The sequence below is a fragment of the Streptomyces sp. NPDC104202 genome, from assembly GCF_055584185.1.
Map to the genome: position 1 here is coordinate 12,304 of NZ_JBVJMN010000068.1, position 19,995 is coordinate 32,298.

General features: G+C 70.3%; 19 protein-coding genes and 1 riboswitch. Of the genes, 15 read left to right on the forward strand and 4 right to left on the reverse strand.

Going from position 1 to position 19,995, the window contains the following annotated elements; genetic code table 11:
- Positions 1 to 358 precede the first annotated feature (358 nt).
- The 4 genes from ctaC to ACZ60W_RS31765 all read left to right on the forward strand — a co-directional run bounded on the left by ctaC (position 359) and on the right by ACZ60W_RS31765 (position 4,828).
- Positions 359 to 1,324, forward strand: coding sequence for an aa3-type cytochrome oxidase subunit II (gene ctaC / locus ACZ60W_RS31750; protein ID WP_366302422.1), 966 nt, complete (start codon positions 359 to 361; stop codon positions 1,322 to 1,324).
- On the forward strand, positions 1,321 to 3,057 hold the full coding sequence (ctaD, locus tag ACZ60W_RS31755; protein WP_469758853.1) for an aa3-type cytochrome oxidase subunit I: 1,737 nt from the start codon (positions 1,321 to 1,323) through the stop codon (positions 3,055 to 3,057). Before ctaC ends, ctaD begins: the two co-directional genes overlap by 4 nt.
- Positions 3,054 to 3,452 (forward strand): cytochrome c oxidase subunit 4, encoded by a 399-nt coding sequence (locus ACZ60W_RS31760; RefSeq protein WP_366302420.1) that lies wholly within the window; start codon positions 3,054 to 3,056, stop codon positions 3,450 to 3,452. Before ctaD ends, ACZ60W_RS31760 begins: the two co-directional genes overlap by 4 nt.
- A gap of 122 nt (positions 3,453 to 3,574) precedes the next feature.
- Positions 3,575 to 4,828 carry a L,D-transpeptidase gene (locus tag ACZ60W_RS31765; RefSeq protein WP_469758854.1) on the forward strand — a complete coding sequence of 418 codons (1,254 nt, stop codon included), beginning with the start codon at positions 3,575 to 3,577 and terminating at the stop codon, positions 4,826 to 4,828.
- A gap of 5 nt (positions 4,829 to 4,833) precedes the next feature.
- Here the strand turns inward: ACZ60W_RS31765 and ACZ60W_RS31770 are convergent, their stop codons facing one another.
- Positions 4,834 to 5,235: a hypothetical protein gene (locus ACZ60W_RS31770; RefSeq protein WP_469758855.1), complete on the reverse strand. Its 402-nt coding sequence runs from the start codon at positions 5,233 to 5,235 to the stop codon at positions 4,834 to 4,836.
- 202 nt (positions 5,236 to 5,437) lie between these two features.
- On the opposite strand from ACZ60W_RS31770, the gene ctaE reads away from it, so the two are divergent.
- From ctaE to ACZ60W_RS31800, 6 genes are all read left to right on the forward strand, one after another.
- Positions 5,438 to 6,058: an aa3-type cytochrome oxidase subunit III gene (gene ctaE, locus ACZ60W_RS31775; RefSeq protein ID WP_469758856.1), complete on the forward strand. Its 621-nt coding sequence runs from the start codon at positions 5,438 to 5,440 to the stop codon at positions 6,056 to 6,058.
- 74 nt (positions 6,059 to 6,132) lie between these two features.
- Entirely contained in the window at positions 6,133 to 6,942 is an 810-nt protein-coding gene (qcrC, locus tag ACZ60W_RS31780) for a cytochrome bc1 complex diheme cytochrome c subunit (RefSeq protein WP_469758857.1), read from the forward strand.
- Positions 6,939 to 7,991 (forward strand): cytochrome bc1 complex Rieske iron-sulfur subunit, encoded by a 1,053-nt coding sequence (gene qcrA, locus ACZ60W_RS31785; RefSeq protein WP_469758858.1) that lies wholly within the window; start codon positions 6,939 to 6,941, stop codon positions 7,989 to 7,991. The genes qcrC and qcrA overlap by 4 nt, the downstream gene beginning before the upstream one ends.
- Positions 7,988 to 9,610: a cytochrome bc1 complex cytochrome b subunit gene (qcrB, locus tag ACZ60W_RS31790; RefSeq protein ID WP_469758859.1), complete on the forward strand. Its 1,623-nt coding sequence runs from the start codon at positions 7,988 to 7,990 to the stop codon at positions 9,608 to 9,610. Before qcrA ends, qcrB begins: the two co-directional genes overlap by 4 nt.
- 130 nt (positions 9,611 to 9,740) lie before the next feature.
- Positions 9,741 to 10,805, forward strand: a complete 1,065-nt coding sequence (gene trpD / locus ACZ60W_RS31795) for an anthranilate phosphoribosyltransferase (protein WP_469758860.1) — start codon at positions 9,741 to 9,743, stop codon at positions 10,803 to 10,805.
- A gap of 86 nt (positions 10,806 to 10,891) precedes the next feature.
- Positions 10,892 to 11,008: riboswitch (SAM riboswitch) on the forward strand.
- A gap of 226 nt (positions 11,009 to 11,234) precedes the next feature.
- On the forward strand, positions 11,235 to 12,632 hold the full coding sequence (locus ACZ60W_RS31800; protein WP_469758861.1) for an aminotransferase class V-fold PLP-dependent enzyme: 1,398 nt from the start codon (positions 11,235 to 11,237) through the stop codon (positions 12,630 to 12,632).
- Between the two features lie 72 nt (positions 12,633 to 12,704).
- Here ACZ60W_RS31800 and ACZ60W_RS31805 read toward each other — a convergent pair whose 3' ends face one another.
- Positions 12,705 to 12,986 (reverse strand): Lrp/AsnC family transcriptional regulator, encoded by a 282-nt coding sequence (locus tag ACZ60W_RS31805; RefSeq protein ID WP_017238849.1) that lies wholly within the window; start codon positions 12,984 to 12,986, stop codon positions 12,705 to 12,707.
- On the reverse strand, positions 12,983 to 13,717 hold the full coding sequence (locus tag ACZ60W_RS31810; protein ID WP_469758862.1) for a rhomboid family intramembrane serine protease: 735 nt from the start codon (positions 13,715 to 13,717) through the stop codon (positions 12,983 to 12,985). The genes ACZ60W_RS31805 and ACZ60W_RS31810 overlap by 4 nt, the downstream gene beginning before the upstream one ends.
- A 158-nt stretch (positions 13,718 to 13,875) precedes the next feature.
- On the opposite strand from ACZ60W_RS31810, the gene ACZ60W_RS31815 reads away from it, so the two are divergent.
- The 5 genes from ACZ60W_RS31815 to ACZ60W_RS31835 all read left to right on the forward strand — a co-directional run bounded on the left by ACZ60W_RS31815 (position 13,876) and on the right by ACZ60W_RS31835 (position 19,296).
- Positions 13,876 to 14,118, forward strand: a complete 243-nt coding sequence (locus ACZ60W_RS31815; RefSeq protein WP_017238847.1) for a hypothetical protein — start codon at positions 13,876 to 13,878, stop codon at positions 14,116 to 14,118.
- Positions 14,119 to 14,151: 33 nt separating this feature from the next.
- Positions 14,152 to 15,516 (forward strand): NYN domain-containing protein, encoded by a 1,365-nt coding sequence (locus ACZ60W_RS31820; RefSeq protein WP_469758863.1) that lies wholly within the window; start codon positions 14,152 to 14,154, stop codon positions 15,514 to 15,516.
- 257 nt (positions 15,517 to 15,773) lie between these two features.
- Entirely contained in the window at positions 15,774 to 16,811 is a 1,038-nt protein-coding gene (locus tag ACZ60W_RS31825; RefSeq protein WP_469758864.1) for a C40 family peptidase, read from the forward strand.
- A gap of 197 nt (positions 16,812 to 17,008) precedes the next feature.
- Positions 17,009 to 18,034 carry a C40 family peptidase gene (locus ACZ60W_RS31830; RefSeq protein WP_469758865.1) on the forward strand — a complete coding sequence of 342 codons (1,026 nt, stop codon included), beginning with the start codon at positions 17,009 to 17,011 and terminating at the stop codon, positions 18,032 to 18,034.
- A gap of 35 nt (positions 18,035 to 18,069) precedes the next feature.
- The gene (locus tag ACZ60W_RS31835; RefSeq protein WP_469758866.1) at positions 18,070 to 19,296 is read left to right on the forward strand and encodes a hypothetical protein; all 1,227 of its coding nucleotides are present in this window, start codon (positions 18,070 to 18,072) and stop codon (positions 19,294 to 19,296) included.
- Between the two features lie 59 nt (positions 19,297 to 19,355).
- Here the strand turns inward: ACZ60W_RS31835 and ACZ60W_RS31840 are convergent, their stop codons facing one another.
- Entirely contained in the window at positions 19,356 to 19,907 is a 552-nt protein-coding gene (locus tag ACZ60W_RS31840; protein WP_469758876.1) for a PadR family transcriptional regulator, read from the reverse strand.
- Positions 19,908 to 19,995: the final 88 nt, after the last annotated feature.

A 19,995-nucleotide genomic window follows, 5' to 3' on the forward strand; every position in this document is an offset into this window, starting at 1 on the left:
CGCCCGCTCCGTCCACCCCGCCCGGAGGGCCACCGCGGAGCCCCTCCCCGACATCTCGCGCCGTCCCTCCGGGAGGCCCCGGCGCGGAGCCGGTGAGGGTGCGTCAGGAAGGGGCCGCGGCACACGGGCAGACGGCCGAACGGGCGTGTGCGACCCCCCTCCGGAACCCCGGAGTCCACCCCTTCGGGGACTCGGACGGCGCGTTGGGCACCCTCCCCGCGCGACCCCAAATAGCGTCCAGTAGGGTTTGGTCCGCATAAACATCCAAACCCCTGCCCGCGGCCGGGGCGGCGACCGACCAGCGAGACGGACGGCCGTGGCCGACCACTGCGGGCCGAGACTCTCGGGAAGGCGCTACGTGAGTCCCAACGGCTCCGACCGCTCGTCGCGGCGCCCGATGCGGCGGAAGCTGCCGCAGGTGCTGACTGCGGGCCTGATCCTGGCGACAGCCACGGGCTGCTCGTACAACTGGGAAGACTTCCCTCGCCTTGGCATGCCCACCCCCGTCACGGAAGAGGCGCCTCGGATCCTCTCCCTGTGGCAGGGCTCCTGGGCCGCCGCGCTCATCACCGGAATCCTGGTGTGGGGCCTGATCCTCTGGGCCGTCATCTTCCACCGGCGCAGCCGGACCAAGGTCGAGGTACCTCCGCAGACCCGTTACAACATGCCCATCGAGGCGCTGTACACGGTCACCCCGCTCATCATCGTCTCGGTGCTCTTCTACTTCACCGCGCGTGACGAGTCGAAGCTCCTCGAGCTCACCCCGAAGCCGGCGCACACGGTCAACGTGGTCGGCTACCAGTGGAGCTGGGGCTTCAACTACGTCGAGAACGTGCCCGGTGTGACGGGTGACGCCAAGACGGACAAGAACCTCGCGTCGATCCCGGACAAGTTCCTCGCGGACTTCCCGGAGAACGCGGGTGGCGTCTACGACGCCGGCATCCCCGGCGACCGTAACCCGCAGACCGGCAACCCGGGTCCGACCCTGTGGCTGCCGAAGGGCGAGAAGGTCCGGTTCGTCCTGACCTCCCGTGACGTCATCCACTCCTTCTGGGTGGTCCCGTTCCTCATGAAGCAGGACGTCATCCCGGGTCACACCAACTCCTTCGAGGTGATCCCGACGCAGGAAGGCACCTTCCTCGGCAAGTGCGCCGAGCTGTGCGGTGTCGACCACTCCCGGATGCTCTTCAACGTCAAGGTGGTCTCCCCGGAGCGCTACCAGCAGCACCTGAAGGAGCTGGCCGAGAAGGGGCAGACCGGCTACATCCCGTCTGGCATCGAGCAGACGGACCCGGCCAGGAATGCGGAGAAGAACCAACTGTGAGCATCCCCAACGAAACCCAGGGTGCCGCCGCAGCTGAGGACTCGTACGAGAACGAGCTGCCCGTACGGCGCAAGCAGCCCGGTAACGTCGTGATCAAGTGGCTGACCACCACGGACCACAAGACGATCGGGACGATGTACCTGGTCACGTCGTTCGTCTTCTTCTGCATCGGCGGACTCATGGCGCTCTTCATGCGCGCCGAGCTGGCCCGTCCGGGTACGCAGATCATGTCGAACGAGCAGTTCAACCAGGCGTTCACGATGCACGGCACGATCATGCTGTTGATGTTCGCGACGCCGCTGTTCGCCGGTTTCGCGAACTGGATCATGCCGCTGCAGATCGGCGCGCCCGACGTGGCGTTCCCGCGGCTGAACATGTTCGCCTACTGGCTCTACCTGTTCGGCTCGATCATCGCGGTGGCCGGCTTCCTCACCCCGCAGGGTGCGGCCGACTTCGGCTGGTTCGCCTACTCCCCGCTGTCGGACGCCGTCCGCTCGCCGGGTGTCGGCGCCGACATGTGGATCATGGGTCTGGCCTTCTCCGGCTTCGGCACGATCCTCGGTTCGGTCAACTTCATCACCACGATCATCTGCATGCGCGCTCCGGGCATGACGATGTTCCGCATGCCGATCTTCACCTGGAACGTGCTGCTGACCGGTGTCCTGGTCCTGCTCGCCTTCCCGGTCCTGGCGGCCGCGCTGTTCGCCCTGGAGGCGGACCGCAAGTTCGGTGCCCACGTGTTCGACGCCTCCAACGGCGGCGCCTTGCTGTGGCAACACCTCTTCTGGTTCTTCGGACACCCAGAGGTGTACATCATCGCCCTGCCGTTCTTCGGCATCGTGTCCGAGGTCATCCCGGTCTTCAGCCGCAAGCCGATGTTCGGCTACATCGGCCTGGTGGCCGCGACCATCGCGATCGCCGGTCTGTCCGTGACGGTGTGGGCGCACCACATGTACGTCACGGGCGGCGTCCTCCTGCCGTTCTTCTCCTTCATGACGTTCCTCATCGCCGTACCGACCGGCGTGAAGTTCTTCAACTGGATCGGAACGATGTGGAAGGGCTCGTTGTCCTTCGAGACACCGATGCTCTGGACGATCGGCTTCCTGATCACCTTCACCTTCGGTGGTCTGACCGGTGTCATCCTGGCCTCGCCGCCGATGGACTTCCACGTCTCCGACTCGTACTTCGTCGTCGCGCACTTCCACTACGTCGTCTTCGGCACCGTGGTCTTCGCGATGTTCGCCGGCTTCCACTTCTGGTGGCCGAAGTTCACGGGCAAGATGCTGGACGAGCGGCTCGGCAAGATGACGTTCTGGACGCTGTTCATCGGCTTCCACGGCACCTTCCTGGTGCAGCACTGGCTCGGTGCCGAGGGCATGCCGCGTCGTTACGCGGACTACCTCGACGCCGACGGCTTCACCGCGCTGAACACGATCTCGACGATCTCCTCCTTCCTGCTCGGCCTGTCGATCCTGCCGTTCCTCTACAACGTCTGGAAGACCGCCAAGTACGGCAAGAAGATCGAGGTCGACGACCCGTGGGGCTACGGCCGTTCGCTCGAATGGGCGACGTCCTGCCCGCCGCCGCGGCACAACTTCCTCACCCTGCCGCGGATCCGTTCCGAATCCCCGGCGTTCGACCTGCACCACCCTGAGATCGCCGCTCTCGACCAGCTCGAGAACAAGGGCCACGAGGCCGAGGCCCTCACGGGCGGCAAGGAGGCCGGCAAGTGAAGATCCAGGGCAAGATGTTCATCTGGCTGAGCGTCTTCATCCTTGGCATGGCGATCCTCTACGGCGTCTGGTCCAAGGAGCCGGTCGGCACGACGGCGCTCTTCCTGGCCTTCGGCCTCTCCATCATGATCGGCTACTACCTGGCCTTCACGGCCAAGCGTGTCGACGCGATGGCGCAGGACGACAAGGAGGCCGACGTCGCGGACGAGGCCGGCGAGGTGGGCTTCTTCGCCCCCCACAGCTGGCAGCCGCTCTCGCTGGCGGTCGGCGGCGCGCTCGCCTTCCTCGCCATCGCGATGGGCTGGTGGATCCTGTACTTCTCCGCCCCGCTGATCCTGGTCGGCCTCTTCGGCTGGGTCTTCGAGTTCTACCGCGGCGAGAACCAGAACCAGTAGCGGTACCCCGCTCCGCACCGGAGCACACCGAGGGGCCCGGACACTTCGTCACCGAAGTGTCCGGGCCCCTCTTTTGCCGCACTCGACGCGCTGTCGGCGAGGAGTGTCCTTAGCGTGAAGTCATGAACGACACGCCGCGCATTCGGACTGTTCTGAGCTGCACTCTTCTGGCCGTCACCGTCACCGCGGCCGCCACGTCGTGTGCGGGCTCCGACGGTCATCCGCTGTCCGCGAAGGCCTACGACGCGGCGGACCAGCTCGCGGTCAGCGCCCCCGCCGACGGTGGACGGGTCGACCCCGAGAAGCCGCTGGAGATCACCGCCAAGGGCGACGACGGACGGATCACCGACGTCACCGCCACGGACGCCGCCGGGCACCACCTCGCCGGCGAGCTCACCGCGGACGGCAGACGCTGGCGCTCCACGGCCGCCCTGGCGGCCGGCGTCCGCTACACCGTCCGGGTGGCCACCGAGGACGAGGACGGCGCTCCAGGGGCCCGTGAGTTCACGTTCGAGACGGCTCCGGCCAAACGTGCGCTCACCGCCACCTTCGGGCCGGAGGCGGGCACCTACGGCGTCGGGCAGCCCATCACGGCGGAGCTCAGCCTCCCCGTCAAGGACCGGCAGGCCCGCTCCGTCGTCGAACGGGCCCTCAAGGTCCGCTCCACCCCCGCCGTCGAGGGGTCCTGGTACTGGGTGGACGACAAGAAGCTGCACTTCCGTCCGAAGGAGTACTGGCCCGCCGGCGCGCTCGTCACGGTCACCGGCAACCTGGACGGCCTCAAGGTCGGCGACAAGCTCTACGGCGGCGCCTCGAAGCCCCTGAAGCTCACCATCGGCGACCGGATCGAGGCCGTCGCCGACGCCGGGTCCCACTACATGACCGTGAAGCGCAACGGAGAAGTGATCAATACCATTCCGGTGACCACCGGCAAACCGGGCTTCTCCACCCGAAACGGTGTCAAAGTCATCCTCGGCAAGGAGTACTACGTCCGCATGCGGGGGACCAGCATCGGCATAGCCGAGGGCAGTTCCGAGTCGTACGACCTGCCCGTCTACTACGCCACCCGGGTGACCTGGAGCGGTGAGTACGTCCACGCCGCGCCCTGGTCGGTGGGCTCGCAGGGCGTGGCGAACGTCAGCCACGGCTGTGTCGGCATGTCGACCGGGAACGCGGCCTGGTTCTACGAGACCGTCCGCGCCGGCGACATCGTCCGCGTCGTCAACAGCATCGGCGACACGATGGACACCTTCGGCAACGGGTTCGGCGACTGGAACCTGTCCTGGGACAAGTGGCGCGAGGGGAGCGCCCTGGTGGAGGCCGCCGGAAGCCCGGTCGCCCCCACCGAGAAGGCCCGCCTCAGGCCGTCGATCTGATCAGCTCACGCGTCGATCGACAGACGGGCGCGCAGCAGCGAGGCCAGGGACGCCGCGAACTCCACCGGTTCCACCGGAAGGGTGATCGCGGCGTCCGCGCGGCTCCAGGTGGCCAGCCAGGCGTCCTGCGGGCGCCCGATGAGCAGCAGCACGGGCGGGCAGCGGAAGACCTCGTCCTTGATCTGGCGGCAGACGCCCATGCCTCCGGCGGGCACCGCCTCGCCGTCGAGCACGCACACGTCGATGCCGCCCTCGTCCAGGCGCTTCAGCACGGCGGGCAGCGTCGCGCACTCCACGAACTCGACCGGGGGAACGTCGGCCGCCGGCCTGCGCCCGGCCGCGAGGCGTACCTGCTCGCGGGTGTTCGCGTCGTCGCTGTAGAGCAGGACCGTGGCACTCGACTGCATCGTTCCTCCGCGTGGAAGTCCGTGGGATGGTCGTCGATCGATGCGCCGGATGCTACTCCGGTCCACACCTCGTCAACACCCGTTCAACACCTGTTCGAAGGGTGCTCCGGGGCGCTTCCACTGGGCCGTTCGGGCTGGACACGGCCCCCGGACACTCCGAACGGCACCCCCCGGAGTGAGGGCGGGATAAGCGACCGACATAATGTCGGTCGTGGCGACAGTAACGACAGTAGAAACAGGGCACGCGCACCCGTCGGTCAATCGACCGAACCTCACCAGCGTCGGAACCATCATCTGGTTGAGTTCCGAGCTGATGTTCTTCGCGGCCCTCTTCGCGATGTACTTCACCCTGCGATCGGTGACGGGTGCCGAGTACTGGGCGGAACAGGCTTCGGCCCTGAACTTCCCCTTCTCGGCGACCAACACCACGATCCTGGTGCTCTCCTCCCTCACCTGTCAGCTCGGCGTGTTCGCCGCCGAGCGGGGCGACGTGAAGAAGCTCCGGACGTGGTTCATCATCACGTTCGTGATGGGTTCGATCTTCATCGGCGGCCAGGTCTTCGAGTACACCGAGCTGGTGAAGCACGAGGGCCTCTCGCTCTCGTCGGACCCGTACGGCTCCGTGTTCTACCTGACCACCGGCTTCCACGGCCTGCACGTGACGGGCGGTCTCATCGCCTTCCTGCTGGTCCTCGGCCGGACGTACGCCGCCAAGAGGTTCACTCACGAGCAGGCAACCGCCGCCATCGTCGTGTCCTACTACTGGCACTTCGTCGATGTCGTCTGGATCGGCCTCTTCGCCACGATCTACATGATCAAGTAATCGGTCCCGCCGACACGGCGGACCGAGACATCCAGCAAGCATCGACGCAGAAGATCCTGACACCGGGGTAATCCGTGAAAAAGCTCTCCGCACGACGACGCCATCCGCTGGCGGCGGTCGTCGTCCTACTTCTCGCGCTGGCGGCCACGGGGGGGCTGTACGCCGCGTTCGCGCCCGCGGGCACGGCGAAGGCCGATGAAACCGCCCAGTCCCTCGCCATCGAGGAGGGCAAGAAGCTCTACTCCGTCGGCTGCGCCAGCTGCCACGGAACCGGCGGTCAGGGCACCTCTGACGGCCCCTCCCTCGTCGGCGTCGGCTCTGCCGCGGTCGACTTCCAGGTCGGCACGGGCCGCATGCCGGCCCAGCAGCCGGGCGCCCAGGTCCCGAAGAAGAAGGTCATCTACTCGCAGGCTGAGATCGATCAGCTCGCGGCGTACGTCGCCTCTCTCGGTGCCGGCCCGATCACGCCGACCGAGGGCCAGTACAGCCCGGAGGGTGCGGACATCGCCAAGGGTGGCGAGCTGTTCCGCACCAACTGTGCCCAGTGCCACAACTTCACCGGCGAGGGTGGCGCGCTGACCTACGGCAAGTACGCCCCGAACCTCGAAGGCGTGAGCCCGAGGCACCTCTACGAGGCCATGCAGACCGGCCCGCAGAACATGCCCTCCTTCCCGGACACGACCATGCCGGAGAAGGAGAAGAAGGACATCATCGCGTACGTCCAGGCCGTCAACAGCGACAAGGCCGACAACCCGGGCGGTCTCAAGCTCGGTGGCCTCGGCCCCGTCAGCGAGGGCCTGTTCGCCTGGGTCTTCGGTCTGGGTGCGCTGATCGCAGTTGCCATCTGGGTCGCGGCCCACACCGCTAAGGCCAAGAAGTCATGAGTAGCCAAGAGATTCCAGAAGAGAACCTGCCGGCAGGGCAGGACACCGCGCACGGCGCGGTGAAGGTCGCCGGCGACCCGTTCGCCGACCCGGGCCTTCCGCCCCACAAGCCGCGCATCCAGGACATCGACGAGCGGGCCGCCCGTCGGTCCGAGCGTGCGGTCGCCTTCATGTTCACGCTGTCGATGCTGGCCACGGTCGGCTTCATCGCGTCGTACGTGATCTTCCCGGTCGACAAGATCGTGTACATCTGGCCCTTCGGCCGGGTGTCCGCGCTCAACTTCGCCCTGGGCTGGTCCCTGGGCCTCGCGCTCTTCTTCATCGGCGCGGGCGCGGTCCACTGGGCCCGCACCCTGATGTCCGACGTCGAGATCGCGGACGAGCGGCACCCGATCGAGGCCGACGCCGAGACCAAGGCGAAGGTCATGTCGGACTTCGCGGCCGGTGCGGCCGAGTCGGGCATGGGCCGCCGCAAGCTCATCCGCAACACGATGTTCGGCGCGCTGTCGCTGGTCCCGCTCTCCGGCCTCGTGCTGCTGCGCGACATGGGCCCGCTGCCCGAGAAGAAGCTCCGGTCCACCATGTGGGCCAAGGGGCTGCAGCTCATCAACATGAACACGAACGAGCCGCTGCGTCCCGAGGACGTCGCCGTCGGTTCGCTCACGTTCGCGATGCCCGAGGGCCTCTCGGTGCACGACCACGAGTTCCAGACCCAGATCGCCAAGGCCGCCCTGATGATCGTCCGGATCCAGCCGGAGGACATCAAGGACAAGCGCGAGCTGGAGTGGTCGCACGAGGGCATCGTCGCCTTCTCGAAGATCTGCACCCACGTGGGCTGCCCGATCTCCCTGTACGAGCAGCAGACGCACCACGTGCTCTGCCCGTGCCACCAGTCCACCTTCGACCTCTCCGACGGCGCCCGCGTCATCTTCGGCCCGGCCGGTCACGCCCTCCCGCAGCTGCGGATCGGCGTGAACGCCAAGGGCTACCTGGAGGCGCTCGGCGACTTCGACGAGCCCGTCGGTCCTGCCTTCTGGGAGCGCGGATGAGCACCGTGACCGAAACGAAGAAAGCACCCGCCGGTGAGCGGGTCGCCGACTGGGCCGACGGCCGCCTGGGGATCTACACGCTGGCCAAGGCCAACATGCGGAAGATCTTCCCGGACCACTGGTCCTTCATGCTGGGCGAGATCTGCCTCTACAGCTTCCTCATCATCATCCTGACGGGCGTCTACCTGACGCTGTTCTTCCACCCGTCGATGAACGAGGTGGAGTACGTCGGACCGTACGTCCCGCTCCAGGGACAGCTGATGTCCGAGGCGTTCAACTCGACGATGCACATCTCGTTCGAGGTCCGTGGCGGTCTGCTCATCCGGCAGATCCACCACTGGGCGGCGCTGATCTTCCTCGCCGGCATGTTCGTGCACATGATGCGCGTCTTCTTCACGGGCGCCTTCCGCAAGCCGCGTGAGATCAACTGGCTGTTCGGCTTCCTGCTGTTCTTCCTGGGCATGTTCACCGGCTTCACCGGTTACTCGCTCCCGGACGACCTGCTCTCCGGCACCGGTGTCCGCTTCATGCAGGGCGCGATCCTGTCCGTGCCGGTCATCGGCACGTACCTGTCGATGTTCCTGTTCGGCGGCGAGTTCCCCGGCGGCGACTTCGTGGCCCGGTTCTACTCGGCCCACGTGCTGCTGCTGCCCGGCATCATGCTCGGCCTCGTGGTGGCCCACCTCATCCTGGTGTTCTTCCACAAGCACACGCAGTTCGCCGGCCCCGGCCGCACGAACAAGAACGTCGTGGGCATGCCGCTGCTGCCGGTCTACATGGCCAAGGCCGGAGGCTTCTTCTTCCTGGTCTTCGGCGTCATCGCGGTCATCGCGGCGATCGCCTCGATCAACCCGATCTGGGCCATCGGCCCGTACCGCCCGGACCAGGTGTCCACCGGCGCCCAGCCCGACTGGTACATGGGCTTCGCCGAGGGTCTGATCCGTGTCATGCCGGGCTGGGAGATCAACCTCTGGGGCCACACGCTCGTCCTGGGCGTGATGATCCCGCTGGTGCTCTTCCCGGCCGTCCTGGTCGCGATGGGTGTCTACCCGTTCATCGAGTCCTGGATCACCGGCGACAAGCGCGAGCACCACATCGCGCAGCGCCCGCGCAACGCTCCGACGCGCACCGCCTTCGGCGTCGCCTGGATCACCGCGTACATGATCATGCTGATCGGTGGTGGAAACGACCTCTGGGCGACCCACTTCCACCTGTCGCTGAACTCGATCACCTGGTTCGTCCGGATCTTCTTCTTCGTCGGCCCGGTCATCGCGTTCATCGCCACCAAGCGGATCTGCCTCGGCCTCCAGCGCCGTGACAAGGACAAGGTGCTGCACGGCCGCGAGTCCGGCATCATCAAGCGCCTGCCGCACGGTGAGTTCGTCGAGGTCCACGAGCCGCTCAGCCAGGGCGAGCTGCACCGCCTCACCGCTCACGAGCAGTACGACGCCGCGGAGCTTCCGCCGGCCGTCGACGAGAACGGTGTGGAGCGCAAGGTCGGCGCCCTGGAGAAGCTCCGGGTCAAGCTGAACAAGGGCTACTACGGCGGCGACAGCCAGATCGCCAAGCCGACGGCCGAGGAGTACAAGGAGATCCAGAGCGGCCACGGCCACCACTGATCACCCCGAACTCCTGATTTCCTGAGAGTCGCCACGGTGAGAGCCCCGTCCATTCGATGGACGGGGCTCTTTGCCGTCCCCCGGGGTCGATAGGGTGGGTGCGTACCCGTCACGATCACCAGGAGCTGCCATGAGCGCTGCGACCCCCGCTGGAGGACCTACGTCGGCGGGCCGCTCCTGGCCCGTCCTGCTGAACGGACTGCTCGACGGCCGGGACCTCTCCGCCGACGACACGGCCTGGGCGATGGACCTGATCATGAGCGGCGAGGCGACCGACGCCCAGATCGCCGGCTTCATGGTGGCGCTGCGGGCCAAGGGCGAGACCGTGCAGGAGATCGCCGGCCTCGTGCGGACCATGTACGCGCACGCCAACGTGATCGACGTGCCGGGCCCCGCCGTCGACATCGTCGGCACCGGCGGCGACGGTGCGAAGACGGTCAACATCTCCACCATGGCGTCGATCGTGGTCGCCGGAACGGGCACGAAGGTCGTCAAGCACGGCAACCGCGCCGCCTCCTCGGCCTCCGGCTCCTCCGACGTCCTGGAGAAGCTCGGCATCAACCTGAACCTGACGCCGCGGAGGGTCGCCGAGGTCGCCGAGGAAGCCGGCATCACCATCTGCTTCGCGGTGAAGTTCCACCCCTCGCTGCGGCACGTCGCCGCGGCCCGCGGCCAGCTGGGCATCCGGACCACCTTCAACGTCCTGGGCCCGCTGACCAACCCGGCCAAGGTGAAGGCCCAGGCCGTCGGCGTCGCCGATCCGCGCATGGCGCCGATCGTGGCCGGCGTGCTCGCCGAGCGGGGCAACTCCGCCCTGGTCTTCCGCGGCGACGACGGCCTCGACGAGCTCACGACCACCGCCACCTCCCGGGTGTGGGTGGTCAGGGACGGCCGGGTCGCCGAGGAGCGCTTCGACCCCCGTGACGTCGGCATCGACCTCGTCCCCCTCGAAGCGCTGCGCGGCGCGGACGCCTCGTACAACGCCGACGTCGCCCGCCGGCTGCTCGCGGGGGAGACCGGTCCGGTACGGGACGCGGTGCTGCTCAACGCGGCGGCGGCGCTGACCGCCCTGGAGCCCGGCACGGGCACCCTCGCGGAGCAGCTGGCCGCGGGCATCGCGAGAGCGGCCGAGTCCCTCGACTCCGGCGCGGCCCTGCGGTCCCTGGACGCCTGGATCGCCGCCAGCAACGCCTGACCTCCACCGGATCCCGAGCACGGCCCCGGTCCACCATCCGGACCGGGGTCTTGCGCTTCGGCGATCATGTGGCAGGATGCTCTACAGGTCACGAGTGACAGCGTTTTGGCCCCGGCTTGCTGTCCGGCAACCCTCCGTCCGTGGCGGGGTGCCCCGGGTGATGACCAGGCCGTAGGCAGCGAGGTCTACGGCAAGCGCGGACCCCTCGAACACCAGGGGTCCTGGTCTCTCGAGGAGCTTTTTCCGTGAGCAAGCGAATGCGATAGGGCGAATCCGCCCCTTCTTCACCCTCGGATCAGGGTCACTTCGGCGTACCCGCACACCCGCGGACGCCCCCCGTCGCCTCCGAGGCATCACCCGTACCCCGCCGTGTCCGGCCGCGTACGGGATCACCGAAGCCATCCGCACCGCCCGCCGGGAGATACCGCCATGTCCGCACGCCCGAACGCCGCCACCGCCACCGCCACCGTCGCCGACGAGTCCGCCGACCCCTGCTGCGCCGCCCCGCTGCCCGTGCTCGGCCGGGACGTCACCGTCCCGCTCGTCACCGGCGGCGAGGTGACCTACGCGGCGCTCGACTACGCGGCCAGCGCGCCGGCCCTCCAGCGGGTCTGGGACGACGTCGCCGCGTACGCCCCCTACTACGGCAGCGTCCACCGCGGCGCCGGCTACCTCTCCCAGCTCTCCACGGACCTCTTCGAGAACAGCCGCGTCACCGTCGCCGAGTTCCTCGACTGCCGCCCCGGCGACCAGGTCGTCTTCACCCGCTCCACCACCGACTCGCTCAACCTGCTCGCCCAGGCCGTGCCCGCCGGCTGCGAGGTCTTCGTCTTCGAGACCGAGCACCACGCCTCGCTGCTGCCCTGGCGGGACGCCCGCGTCACCTACCTCAACGCGCCGCGCACCCCCGCGGAGGCCGTCGCCACCCTGGAGCGCGCCCTCGCCGACCGCGACCCCCACGGTCCCGCGCTGGTCTGCGTCACCGGTGCCTCCAACGTCACCGGCGAGCTGTGGCCGGTCAGGGAACTCGCCGCCGCCGCCCACGCCCACGGCGCCCGGATCGTCCTCGACGCCGCCCAGCTCGCGCCCCACCACCCCGTCTCCGTGCGGGAGCTGGACGTGGACTGGGTCGCCTTCTCCGGCCACAAGCTGTACGCGCCCTTCGGCTCCGGCGTCCTCGCCGGCCGCGCCGACTGGCTCCAGGACGCCGAGCCCTACCTCGCGGGCGGCGGCGCCTCCCGCAAGGTCGCGCGCCGCGCCGACGGCGGGGTGGACGTCGAGTGGCACACCACGGCCGCCCGGCACGAGGCCGGTTCCCCGAACGTCATCGGCGTCTACTCCATCGCCTCCGCCTGCAAGGCCCTGACCGAGGCGGGCTTCGACGGACTGGTCGCCCGCGAGCAGCACCTCGTCGGCACCGTCCGCGCGGGCCTCGCCGAGGTGCCCGAGGTCCGGGTGCTGTCGCTCTTCGGCGACGACGCGCCCCGGGTCGGCGTCATCTCCTTCGTCGTGGACGGCTGGAACAGCTCCCACTTCGCCGCCGCGCTCTCCGCCGAGTACGGCATCGGCGTCCGCGACGGCCTCTTCTGCGCCCACCCGCTGGTCCGCACGCTGCTCGGCAGCGACCCGCAGGACCCGGGCGAGTGCGGCGCCCCGGAGGCCGCGCCCGGCGAGCGTTCCCTCAACGCCATCCGGGTGAGCTTCGGCGCCGGCACGCCGGACGAGCACGTCGAGCGGTTCGTCCGCGCGGTGAAGGAGCTCGTCCGGGACGGCGCGCAGTGGAAGTACCGCACCGAGGACGGCCGCTGCGTCCCCGACCGCGGCTGATCGGTCACTCGTACGGGTGAAGGGGGCCTCCCCGGCGGGAGGCCCCCTTCCTGTCGTCGCGCGGTCCCGGTCTCAGGACTCCAGACCGATGGCGAAGGCCGCCTCCAGGTCGTGCTGGGAGTAGGTGCGGAACGCCACGTGGGTGTCCGTGGCCTCGACGCCCGGGATCTTGCTGATCCGGCCGGGGATGACGTCCGCCAGGTCGTCGTGGCGGGGCACCCGGACCATGGCGATGAGGTCGTACGTGCCGGTCACCGAGAAGACCTCGCTGACGCTGTCGAGCGCGGCGATCGACTCGGCGATCTCGGGGATGCGGTCCACGCTGGTCTTGATGAGCACGATCGCGGTGATCACGGCTGGCTTTCTCCCTCGGTCGCCGCGGCTGGAGCCTTCACTCTATCCCCACCCCGGTAGCACCCCCAGGCGTAGAGGAAGCCGGCCGAGAAGCCCACGACGTGGGCGAGGTAGGCGACGCCCGGCCCCGGTCCCGCCGCCCGCGCGGCCAGCCACTGGAGCACGAACCAGAAGATCAGCACGATCCAGGCGGGGAAGCGCAGCGGCAGGAAGAGGAGGAAGGGGAAGAGGCTGGTGACCCGGGCGCGCGGGAAGAGGAAGAGGAAGGCCCCGAGCACCCCGGAGATCGCCCCCGACGCCCCCACCAGCGTCTGCTCGCTGTCCGCGTGGGCCACCGCGTACCCGAGCAGCGCCAGGTACCCCGTGCTCAGGTAGAAGAGGGCGAACCCGGCCGGGCCCATGCGCTCCTCGGCCATGGCGCCGAAGACGTACAGGAACAGCATGTTGCCCAGCAGGTGGAGCCAGCTGCCGTGGACGAACAGCGCGGTCAGGGGGGTGAGCAGGGCGTGCGGCTCGCCGGCGGTCAGCTCGGCGGGGACGACGCCCCAGCGGCGGAAGTAGGCGCCCTGCGCCGCCAGGAGCTCGTCCCCCGTGCCGTGCGCCGGATTGAGTCCGGAGACGGGGCTGACCACGAAGAGGAGGACGCAGGCGGCGATCAGTCCGTACGTCACCGTGGGTCCCCTGCGCGCGCCCCGCCAGGCGCCGCGACCCGCTCCTCGCCAGTCGATCATGGACAGATCATGGCGTACCGGGGTCGAAGTGGACAGAGTGCCTCGCCGTGCCCCCGGGTACCGGCAAGGCCGTAGTGTTACGGGCACGACGACCGCAGTTCGACGGCGCACCGCGGCTCCCGCACCTGGTATCACGCAACAGGAAGAAGGACGGCTCGATGACGACGGTTCCCCTGCCGACCGCCGAGACCCGCTGGCGCTGCACCCTCTGCGGCAACCTGACCCGCTTCGACGTGACGCGCTCCTCGAAGGTCGTCGAGTACGTCCATCTGGACCTCGCGGGCGACCCGACGGTCGAGGAGCGGCAGGTGGTCAGTGAGACCATCGAGTCGGTCCGCTGCCGCTGGTGCAACGCGGTGGACCAGATCGAACTGGTGGACAGGCCGGGCGCCGCCTCCTGACGGACGGCGCGGACGACATAGGGGTGACGGATCGTGGAGCAGCCCGCGCACGGTGGAGAGCCGGCCGGCGCGGCAGGTGACGCTGCCGAGACGCTCGACCACCCACTGCCGGAAGGCGTCCGGCGGAGGGTCGTCGCGCTGGTCGCGGACGCCTTCGGCGGGCTGACCGTCGCGGAGCTCCCCGCACCCCTGCGGCAGTACGCCCGCTTCACCGCGAGCCGGCGGGCCAAGTTCGCCGGCAACGCGATGGCCGCGGCCCTGGAGGGCGACCCGCTGTTCCGGCAGCGGATCGGCGAGCGGTTCAAGCAGGCCGAGCCCGAGCTGGCGGGAGCCGTGGAGACCGGCACCCCGCCCGCCGCCGCCGACCCCGTCGACGTGGCCGCGGCCGCCTACGTGCTGCGCCCGCCCGGCTGGGTCAAGCTCGTGGCCGCCGCGGGCGAGGAGGCCCAGCGGGCCGACGCCGAGCGGGCCGACGAGGCCGGCCGGCGCGAGCTGGAGCGGCTGCGCGAGGAGCTCGCCGCCGCCCGGGACCGCTCCCGCGGCGAGACCGAGCAGCTGCGCCACGACCTGGAGGCGGCCCGCAAGGAAGCGGAATCGCTTCACCGCAAGCTGCGCAGCGCCCAGAGCGACGTGAAGCGCGGCGAGGCCGCGCTGCGGCGCGTGCAGGGCGAGATCGACGCCGTACGGGCCGAGGGGGCCGCCCAGGTGTCGGCGGCCGAGAGCGAGAGCCGGCGGCTCAAGGCCCGGCTCGGCGAGGTCGAGGCGGCCCTGGAGGCGAGCCGCCGGACCGCCCGCGAGGGACGTTCGGTGGAGGACATGCGGCTGCGGCTGCTCCTGGACACGGTGCTGGACGCCGCGCAGGGCCTGCGCCGCGAACTGGCCCTGCCGCCCGTGTCGGTGCATCCGGCCGACACCGTCGACGCGGTGGAGCCGGGGCGCATGTCGCCGAAGGACATCGCGGCCCGGGCGCTGTCGGAGACCGATCCGGCCCTCCTCGACCAGCTGCTCGCGCTGCCCCAGGCGCATCTGGTCGTGGACGGCTACAACGTCACCAAGACCGGCTATCCGACGATGCCGCTGGAGAAGCAGCGGCTGCGGCTGCTGGGCGGCCTCTCGGCCCTCGCGGCGCGCTCGGGCGCCGAGGTCACCTGCGTCTTCGACGGGGCGGAGCTGGCGGCGCCGGTGCTGCTCGCGCCCCCCCGCGGGGTGCGGGTGCTGTTCTCCAAGCCCGGTGTCACCGCCGACGAGTTGATCCGCCAGCTGGTGCGGGCCGAGCCCCCGGGGCGGCCCGTCGTGGTGGTCTCCACCGACCGAGAGGTGGCCGACGGCGTGGCCAAGGCGGGGGCGCGTCCGGTTGCGTCCGTCTTGTTGCTGAAGCGGCTTTCGCGTCTCTCGTAGCGCCTCGCAACTCATGGGTCGTATGACCGAATTGTGATGGACGGGCCGTCAAGTGGCCATCACTGCCCGTGTGCTGCGTGTGAACAAAGTGCCGTGCGAGCGATATTTTTGCCGGTGGGATTTGAACTGATCACAACTTGGTCACTAGGGTCAGGCATCGAACCTTCGCGCGGTTGATCACCCATCCGGGGTGGCGGCGGAGGAACCGCCTGCCCCTGACCGGTTGGGCGGCTCTGAGGAAGAAGGAGATCGCCTTCGTGGCGTCCCACCGTCGACCCAAGCAGCCGAGCCGCGCCCGTGTGACCGTGCTCACCGTGACCGCGGCCGCCGCCGTGGCGTTCACCGCCCAGTCCGGTGCCCAGGCGGCCCCTGCCCAGCCCAAGATCGACGAGGTCAAGTCGAAGGTCGACAAGCTGCACCACGAGGCCGAAGAGGCCACGGAGCAGTACAACCTCGCCGAGGAGCGCCGCGGCAAGCTGCAGACGGAGATCGGCAACCTCCAGGACAAGGTGGCCCGCGGTCAGCAGGAGCTCAACGCCCTGCGCGACCAGATCGGTTCGGTCGCCAGCGCCCAGTACCGCTCCGGCGGTATCGACCCGGCGCTCCAGCTCTTCCTCTCCGCCGACCCGGACACCTACCTCGACAAGGCGTCCGCGATCGACCAGCTGAGCGCCCAGCAGGCCGACGTGCTCACCTCGATCCAGGCCAAGCAGCGCACCCTCGCGCAGCAGCGGACCGAGGCCACCACGAAGCTGGCCGACCTCGAGGACGTCCGCAAGACGCTCGCCGCCAAGAAGAAGAAGTTCCAGGGCAAGCTGGCGGAGGCCCAGAAGCTCCTCAACACCCTCACCGCGGCCGAGAAGGCCAAGATGGCGGAGCAGGAGCAGCGGGCCAGCCGTGACGCCGGCGAGCGCGTCGACCTGGGCAACGAGGTCCCCGCGAACGGCTTCGGCGCCGCCGCGCTCGCCGCCGCCGACACCCGCGTGGGCATGCCGTACGTCTCCGGCCACGAGGGCCCCAGCTCGTTCGACTGCTCCGGTCTGACGCAGTGGGCCTACGGCAAGGCGGGCATCGACCTCACCCGCACCACGTATACCCAGCAGAACGACGGCACGAAGATCGGCCGCAGCCAGCTCAAGCCGGGCGACCTGGTCTTCTTCAACGGCCTGCAGCACGTCGGCCTGTACGCGGGCAACAACACCGTCCTGCACGCCCCCTACTCGGGCGCCTACGTCCGCTACGAGTCGATGAACACCCTGGGCAGCTTCCAGTTCGGAGTCCGCGTGGCGGGCTGACGCCCCCCGCGACCCGCTGCGGCATGCCGCCCGAACGGGTGGTTCGCCACGACGCGCGCTGACCTGACGCCCCGCCGGTGACCTGTGTTCTCCGGCGGGGCGTCACTTTGTGTGCCCGGTGGCTTCGTTGGACGCGGAGTGATCAGCGGCTACTGTCTGCCGCGCCAGTCTGCGTCGAGCCGAACGGAGCGCGATTCGTGGCGTCCCACCGCCGACCCGCCAGGGTCACCGTCCTCACCGCCGCCGCCGCGGCCACCGCGGCGGCGTCCCTCGGGGCCGTCCCCGCGAGCGCCGACCCCGGCGCCGGAACCGCCGCCACCCGTGCCACCGTCGACCGCCTCTTCGAGGAGGCCGAGAAGGCCACCGAGGGGTACAACAGCGCGGACGAGAAGGCGGACGCCCTGCGCCGGACGGTCGCCGAGGCCCGGGACGGCCTCGCCCGCGGCCAGGAGCGGATCAACCGCATGCGGGGCGCGCTCGGCTCGGTCGCCGGGGCCCAGTACCGCTCCGGCGGCATGGACCCCGCCCTCGCGCTGCTGCTCTCCTCCGACCCCGACAGCTACCTCGACCGCGCCTCCGCTCTCGACCGCGCCACCGTCCGTCAGGGCGCCGCGCTCGGCGAGCTCCGGCGGGAGCAGCGCCGGCTGGACCAGAAGCGGACCGAGGCCAGGACCGCCCTCGCCGAACTGGAGCGCAGCCGGGCCGAGGTCGCCCGCCACAAGCGCACCGTCGAGCGCAAGCTCGCCGAGGCCCGCCGGGTGCTGGCCTCGCTCACCGCCGAGGAGCGCGCCGACTTCGACCGGGCGTCCCGCGGCGGCGGACGCGACGGCTCCCCCGCGGAGGAGCTGCCGCCCCTCGGCGACCTGGGCCCGGCCTCCTCGCGGGCCTCCGCCGCGGTGATGGCCGCCCGCAGCGCGATCGGCAAGCCGTACGTGTGGGGGGCGACCGGGCCGTCCGCCTTCGACTGCTCGGGCCTGATGGTCTGGTCGTACCGGCAGGCCGGCATCAGCCTGCCGCGCACCTCCTCGGCCCAGCGCAACGCCGGCCGCCGGGTGCCGCTGTCCCAGGCGCAGCCCGGCGACCTGGTCACCTATCGCGGTGACGCCAGCCACGTCGCGATCTACGCCGGCAACGGACAGGTCATCCACGCCCCCTATCCGGGCGCCCGGGTCCGCTACGACCCGGTGAACATGATGTCGCACGTGACCGTCACCCGGGTCTGACGCGGTCCGGTCCCCGCGCCCGTACGATCGGGGGCGTGGCAGGTCGGAGCGGTGGAGTGGCGCGCGGCGCGGCCGTGTGCCTGCTGGCCGCCCTGACGGCCCTCACCGGCTGCGCGCCCGCCGGACCGGACGGGCGGGCGGGCCCGTCGGCCAAGGAGGTCCAGAACCTGCTGGACGGCCATGCCAGGGCGCTGCTGGACCGGGACGAGGCCGGGTACCTGGCCGACCTGGACCCCGCGCTCGCGCCGGCCGCCCGCACCGAGTTCGACCGGCTCGCCGACGTCCCGCTGGGCGGGGTCGACTACCGGGTCACCGACGTCGACCCGGCCGGCGAGGGCCGGGCCACCGTCGAGGCCGAGCTGGGCTACCGGATCAGGGGCTACGACTCCGGGCCCTCCACCACCGCACGGGTCCTGGACCTCGCCGAGCGGGACGGCCGCTGGTACGTCACCGGCGACCGCGCCGCCGAGGGGGCCCCGCAGCAGCTGTGGCAGCAGGGTGAGGTGGAGTCGGTGACCGGCCGGCGCAGTCTCGTCCTCGGCGTCGGGCAGAGCGCGGAGCGGCTGCGGGAGATCGCGGCGGCGGCGGACCGGGCGGTGCCCGCGGTCGGCGAGGCGTGGGACGGGAGCTGGGCCGGCCGGATCGTGGTCCTCGTGCCCGCCTCGGTCGAGGCGATGGGCCGGCTCCTCGGCGGCCCGGCCGCCTCCTACCGGGGCATCGCGGCCGTCACCACGGGAGTGGCGGGCGGCGGCCCGCAGGCCCCGGCCGACCGCGTGATCGTGAACCCGGACGCGTACGCCGTGCTCGGGACGTTCGGCCGGCAGATGGTCCTCACCCACGAGACCACCCACGTCGCCACACGGGTCCGGACCACGGAGGCCACCCCGGTCTGGCTCTCGGAGGGCTTCGCCGACTGGGTCGCCTACCGGGGCTCCGGGCGCACCGCCGGCCAGGCCGCGCCCGAGCTCGCGCGGGCGGTCCGCGCGGGCGACCTGCCGGCCCGGCTCCCGGACGACGCCGACTTCCGCTTCGGCGGCGACGCGGACGCCCTGGCCCGGGCCTACGAGGGCGGCTGGCTCGCCTGCGAGCTGATCGCGGAGCGCTGGGGCGCGCCGGCGCTGACCGCGTTCTACCGGGCGGTCGGTGCCCACCCGGCCCGCGAGGGCGCGCTGGAGAAGGCGCTCCACGACGTCCTCGCCACCACCCCGGAGCGGTTCACCGCCGACTGGCGCGCCTACCTGGGGAAGCGGCTGGCGGGTTAGGGCCTGTCGTCAAAATCCCCTCTGCCCTGCGGGCAACGAGGGGATGGTGACGACAGGTGCTAGGCCGTCCCCTCCCGGGGCCCCGCGGCCGCGTCGAGTTCACGCAGGGCCTCCGTCAGCCAGGCCTTCTCGGCCGTGCCCGTCGCGCGGGCGATCCGCAGCATGCCCTGCCGGAAGAGGTCGGGCTCCCGCTCGACGGTGACGGGGCTGCCGCCCTCGTAGAAGAAGCTGGCGGGGGCGTCGAGGAACGCCTGGCGGCGGCGGAGGACCGCCGCCTGGTCGGCCGGGTCGGGGAGCCGGCCGAGGAAGGCGAGCAGGGTGAAGAACCGCTGGCCGTCGCTGATCTCGACGTCCTTGGGGGCGCGCAGCCGGGCCATCAGCTCCCGGCGGCCGTCCGCGGTGAGCGAGAGCGTGCGGCGCGGGGCCGCGCTCGCGCCGGGCTCCGTGCGGCTGTCGACCAGGCCGTCGCGCACCAGCCGGGTGATGGCCGGGTAGAGGGCTCCGTCGCTGACCGGGCGGACGTGCCCGCTCAGTCCGTGGATGCGCTCCTTCAGCTCGTACCCGTGCAGGGGCTTCTCGTACAGGAAGCCCAGGATCGACAGTTCCAGCACCGGGCGGGTCTCCTTCTCGCTTGTCGGGGGAGCGCTCGCCATGCTACCTCTTTTCGAGATACCTCTTATCGAGGTATCTCGAAAAGAG

Bases quoted from the DNA above. Each gene is read 5' to 3' on its own strand.
- ACZ60W_RS31765 (WP_469758854.1), top strand. From the start codon at position 3,575: ATGAACGACACGCCGCGCATTCGGACTGTTCTGAGCTGCACTCTTCTG.
- ACZ60W_RS31770 (WP_469758855.1), bottom strand. From the start codon at position 5,235: ATGCAGTCGAGTGCCACGGTCCTGCTCTACAGCGACGACGCGAACACC.
- ctaE (WP_469758856.1), top strand. From the start codon at position 5,438: ATGTCGGTCGTGGCGACAGTAACGACAGTAGAAACAGGGCACGCGCAC.
- qcrA (WP_469758858.1), top strand. From the start codon at position 6,939: ATGAGTAGCCAAGAGATTCCAGAAGAGAACCTGCCGGCAGGGCAGGAC.
- qcrB (WP_469758859.1), top strand. From the start codon at position 7,988: ATGAGCACCGTGACCGAAACGAAGAAAGCACCCGCCGGTGAGCGGGTC.
- trpD (WP_469758860.1), top strand. From the start codon at position 9,741: ATGAGCGCTGCGACCCCCGCTGGAGGACCTACGTCGGCGGGCCGCTCC.
- ACZ60W_RS31800 (WP_469758861.1), top strand. From the start codon at position 11,235: ATGTCCGCACGCCCGAACGCCGCCACCGCCACCGCCACCGTCGCCGAC.
- ACZ60W_RS31810 (WP_469758862.1), bottom strand. From the start codon at position 13,717: ATGATCGACTGGCGAGGAGCGGGTCGCGGCGCCTGGCGGGGCGCGCGC.
- ACZ60W_RS31815 (WP_017238847.1), top strand. From the start codon at position 13,876: ATGACGACGGTTCCCCTGCCGACCGCCGAGACCCGCTGGCGCTGCACC.